The sequence below is a fragment of the Fusicatenibacter sp. genome (genome assembly GCF_050872605.1).
GTDB lineage: Bacteria > Bacillota > Clostridia > Lachnospirales > Lachnospiraceae > Fusicatenibacter.
The window spans coordinates 1-5,068 of sequence record NZ_JBNMHD010000074.1 but is presented as its reverse complement, the minus strand read 5'-3'; the positions used below and the strand labels follow the sequence as shown (position 1 = coordinate 5,068).

Here is a 5,068-nt window from a genome sequence, read left to right as displayed (position 1 = left end):
ATGCAAAAAAGGCAGTGCTGCAGAGCGCGAATTGCAAGGAACAGATTTGAAGGCGTACCGGGGTACGACGAAAATCTGTGACGCAGTAATTCACGCTCTGCGGTGCTGAATTTTTTGCATTATTTTCGGGGATTGCTATAATTTTTAACAGTTTCTTTCTCATAAAAAATACGCATTCCTGTTTTGATAACGGAATGCGTATTTTTTATGTTCTATTTCTTCTTTTCTCAGCTCTCGCCCTTACCTGGGTAATCATCGTCACCCGTATGGTCTCCCTGATCCGGTGCGCTCGGCTCCTGGGTCGGTTCCGGTGTGGACGGGGTCTCCGTCGGTGCTACGGTCGGCTCCGGCGTAGACGGGGTCTCCGTCGGTGCTGCGGTCGGTTCCGGTGTGGATGGAGTTGATGGAGTTGACGGAGTTGACGGCGTGTAATCATCGTCGTCATCATCGTACGTGTAGGATGGCGTTCTCGTCGGCGTTACTGTCGTGGTATTCGTCGTATGATCGACATTTTCGTCATCTGCTTCCGGTGCCTGTGTCACAGTAAGCGTATCCTCACTTACCTCATAAGCTTCGGAATAATAAATGATAACCGGTGTTCCGTCATCAACATTGTCATATAATGCCTGTGCCACTGCGGTCGGAAGTGCAACAGATCCTGTTGTTGATCCTGCAGTCAGATACAGGTTTCCGCCGAAACTGCTTCTCCAGGAAGCATCGTAGAAACCGATCTCTCCGTTGAACGGAATCCAGGAATCCACATCTCTTTCCCAGGAATAGCTGCCGTCTGCCTGAAGCTCTCCGTGCAGTTTTTTCTGACTTTCTTTTGCTGTGGTTGTGTAGATACCCGGCTTCGTGTAGCTGCTCTGCTCCATCAGACCGGTTACACAGTCACCGTCGACAACCAGATTTCCATCTTTGTAGAGCCAGATATGCTGACGGCTGGCATCAACCTCAACATATGTCTTGCCGAATCCGTTGTTCTCTGTGGAAGCAGCGAACTCTCTCTGCGCATACTGCGGCTCTCTTGTATCTGCTGCGTGAGCATCTACTTCTTCTGCGATCTTTGCAATCTCCTGCTCCTGATCCACTTTCCATCCGTAGCCTTCCTGGCTGATGGTCACGCCGCCTTCGATACCGGTTGCCGGGAAGGTGTGATCCTTGCCATCGGTATCGATCGCTGCCGCAAGATTTGCCACATATTCTTTTACTCTTTCATTCCACTGGTTTTCATCTTTGGAATAATTTCCATCCGCATCGACTGCCAGCCAGCCTTTCATGGTATTTCCGTCAAGAACCTGTGTTGTTCCATCCGGCATACTGTATGTGATGCTTGCGCGTACCAGTTCATTTAACTGATCCTTCTGTGCATTCAGTGTTTCGTCATCTGCTGTTACCAAGGTTCCGTCGTAAACGCCTGCTTTTTCAAGATCCACTTCGGTATCCGCATTGATCAGCGCGTTTTCGATGCACTGTTTTGCAAGGGTAAGATCCATTCCCTCACCCATAACAGCATCCACAATCTCAAACTCATTGTTCTGGAAGGTGATGTAGGCGCTGGCCGGTGCATTCTCACCGTCTGCGGACTGGAATTCGTCAAATCCGTCAATCACCGCATCCAGTTTTTCCTGACTGTACTGCATGGTGACCTGGGAATCTTTCTCTTTTCCGCCATTTCCCAGGAACCAGAGGAAACTGTTCTGTTTCTTTAACACGTTCTCCACGCTGCCGTCTCCGGCGTAGGTGTAGTCGATGTCTTTTCCGCTGACACTCTTCGTATCATTGTCTTTGAATTTTACATTTAAGGTGTAGTTTGCAGCCTGCTCTTTGATTTTCGTTTCTGCCTCTTTGGCCGTCATATCCGAGCAGTCTACTCCGTTGATGGTTGTTCCGTTGAAGAAATAATTCTGGTAATGAAACATTTTGCTTCCATAGAAGAAACCTCCTACAGCAATAACAGCAACGGCTGCAACGGCTGCAACTGCGATAACCGCACCGCCTTTTCCCTTTTTCTTCTGCGGTTTTGCGCCATGTGGAATGTACTCTTCGTCGTCATCCTCATAATCGTCGTAGTCATCATCCTCATCGTCTATTTCCGGCATTGGGATATGGCCTACCGTGTCGCTGACGAGGCGCTCCATTGCGGCTTCCACCTGATCACCAAGCACTTCTTTCTCAGAACCCTTGGTCTCTGTCTTCTCTTCTCCCAGCAGATCATCCTCATCTGCGAATGGATCGTTAATGATCAGATCATCATCCACCCTCACTTCTTCCGGTTCCGATTCTGTTTTTGTCTCCGCCGGATCGTCATCAAAATCAACGAGACCTTCCAGTTTTTCGGTTGTCTGGCTTACACGTGAGACTTTCTTCGGTGTCTCAGCCGGCGTCTCTTCGGTTTCTTCTTCCTCTTCTGTGAATTCCGGAATCTCGATGTCCTGCGTCACAGGCTCCACTCTGGTCTGCTTCATTTTCTGCTTCGCTTCTTCGTCTTTTGCACGCTCAGTTGCCCCAAGAACACTTCGCAGATTACTTAAGTTTGCAGTCTCATCCGGGATCTGATCTTCGCTTTTTGTTTCTTTGCTTTCAAATTCAATGGAGTCTTCGATGTCTGCCAGTTCTTCCTGGAATGTTTCACCGCTCTCCTTTTCCGCCAGGTCACGGTCAATCTCTTTTTGCAGGGCAGCCCAAAGTTTACCGTCCTTTAAATCATCATCTTCAAACTTCATGTTTTTTGCTCCTCATAGTTCTGTGTCTGCACTTTACTTACTTCTCTTCTTTTTCCCTAAAAAATGCCCATATAGATTTCTTCTTTTGTCCAATGGCACATACACTGTTAAGTATATCATAAAATCCGACAAAAAAAAGCAAAAAATTTGGTTTTGGCAAATTTCTCACTTTTTTCGTAAATCACCTGTGGAATTCGTAAAAAAATACCTTCTGCAGCGCTTCTCCGAGGAAAATTCCAAGGGCAATTGCGCCTGCCGCGGTCGCTGTCTCTAAAAGATACGTTCCAACCATGTTTTCCGGCCCCATAACGATCGAGTAGACGATGCGGTACATACCGGCTCCCGGCACCATCGGGAGAATGCCCGGGATCACGAAAAGGATCACCGGCGCTTTGAAATGACGCGCCATTGCCTGGGAAACCAGGGCGACGGCAACGGCGGCAAGAAAGTTCTTCATCAGAATGCCGTCGTTGAATACTTCCACGATCAGATAGACCGCCCAGCCGATCATACCGACACCGGCCGTGTAGCATTCCAGCTTTTTTGGTGCGTTCAACAGTCTTGAAAATCCCCAGATTGCAACCCAGGCTCCAAGGGATTTCAGGATGATTTCACCTGCTATTCTCATATTTTTGCTTTAACCTCATCTTTTTTCTGTATCGGTTTTCTCTACCGCACCAGCGGACGGAGCAGCAGCATGCCAAGTCCCACGCCGATTGCGATGGCCGCAGCGGTTACAAACGCCTCAAGCATCCGTGCCGCACCGGAAATGTAGTCGCCGTGCAGGGTATCATACACCGCATTCGTGATCGCCACACCCGGTACGAGGGGCATGATCGATGCAATGATAATGACGTTCAGATCCATGGTCCCCGGCAGATAATGAACACAGAGAATAGATGTGACCGCCAGCAAAAATGACCCGATACAGTTCACAAGAAACGACTGCATCCCGGCTTTTTTTCCTCCGTAAACACCGATTCCTGATATAAAACCGGCAAGTGCAGATGCCAGCACTTCGTAGAACCCGGCTCCGAACATGATTGCAAAGCCTGCGGTCGTCGCCATCATCGCGAGCAGATTTTTTTTAATTTCCGGCTTGGCACGATAGATATCCCGCACCCGGTGGAACAGCGCATCCAGGTCGATATTTCCTTCGCAGAAATCGCGGGAAAGCTGATTGACCGCATGGATCCGGTTCAGATCCGTTGCACGGCTCTCTACGCTGCGCATAACAGTCATGGAATTCATCGACGGATCGTCGAGCGTTACCACAAAGCCGGTCGTCAGCGCCAGTACATCCGCTGTTTTCAGGCCGGACATGCGCAGCATCCGCAGCATGGTATCCTCCACCCGCCACGTCTCCGCCCCGCTCTCCAGCAGGATTTCTCCCGCCATAACCGCAGTGTCCAGCAACAGTTTATAGTCCATAGTTTTTATCCTCTCAAATGTAACTCATATTTCACACATGCCAGACGATTGTACCATGAAGCAGTGTTCACTTTCAAGTTAATTCTATGCAAATTCGGCGATATCCGGGCGCTCGCACGCACCATTCATACAGTCTCATAGACAAATTTTCATGCAGGTATGAAGTTTGTCCACGAAGCTGTACAATTGAACTATTTTTTCAAAATTTCTTCAAACTCCATTCACACTTTCCTCACATATGACAACTATACTAAACGTATCAAAACAAAGGGACAACAAATCATCTTCCTCTATCTTTCAACCGTTGTCCCCACCTAATATTCTTTCCAATTTATATAGATTTTTCTTTTTCATAATGCCGGTATTTCTGCCAGAAGAAATACCGGCCCTCCTTTTTTATTGACCAAAAGAAAGTGCCGGTATCCCGTTTATGTATTATTCTTCAAATTTTACAACCAGTGTCTTATCCCCGACCGTCTCAGACAGCAGTCCGGTAATCAGCGTTTTTGCCTGTTCCTGTGCCATCGTTTCCAGATCGTCCATCTCTTTCGTCTGCTGTTCTACATCCTCCTTCGCACTCGCGATTGCATCCAGCGCATCTTCCTTCCGCTCCCAGTTCAGAAGCGCTGCCTTCTCATCGTAATACTGGATGGAATCATTGTCGATGGAAATATCAAAAATCTCCACTGCTGGAAGTGTAACTGTTACTTCCGAATCCGTCACCTCCGTATTCGCCTTCGAGAGATCCACGCCCGCACGTACCTCTGCACGGTATGATGTTGTCAAGATTGGTTGACACATTTTTCTCAAGGACATCATGGACTATGCTACCATACGTAGAGAATCATAGTATCTCTGTCGCTTGATCATGGGAGGAAGACCACCGTTGGTGGTACAAATCCTCCGATTGT

General features: G+C 48.2%; 4 protein-coding genes. All 4 read right to left on the bottom strand.

Features of this window, described 5'->3' with window-relative positions:
• Positions 1–227 precede the first annotated feature (227 nt).
• Complete coding sequence (locus tag ACY2VT_RS14055) at positions 228–2,726, bottom strand: L,D-transpeptidase family protein (RefSeq protein WP_461880312.1); 2,499 nt, start codon at positions 2,724–2,726, stop codon at positions 228–230.
• Positions 2,727–2,907: 181 nt separating this feature from the next.
• Complete coding sequence (locus ACY2VT_RS14050) at positions 2,908–3,354, bottom strand: threonine/serine exporter family protein (RefSeq protein ID WP_022463061.1); 447 nt, start codon at positions 3,352–3,354, stop codon at positions 2,908–2,910.
• A 41-nt stretch (positions 3,355–3,395) separates the two neighbouring features.
• Positions 3,396–4,157 carry a threonine/serine exporter family protein gene (locus tag ACY2VT_RS14045; RefSeq protein WP_461880311.1) on the bottom strand — a complete coding sequence of 254 codons (762 nt, stop codon included), beginning with the start codon at positions 4,155–4,157 and terminating at the stop codon, positions 3,396–3,398.
• Positions 4,158–4,592: 435 nt separating this feature from the next.
• The gene (locus tag ACY2VT_RS14040; RefSeq protein ID WP_461880310.1) at positions 4,593–4,943 is read right to left on the bottom strand and encodes a DUF4230 domain-containing protein; all 351 of its coding nucleotides are present in this window, start codon (positions 4,941–4,943) and stop codon (positions 4,593–4,595) included.
• Between the last annotated feature and the right edge of the window lie 125 nt (positions 4,944–5,068).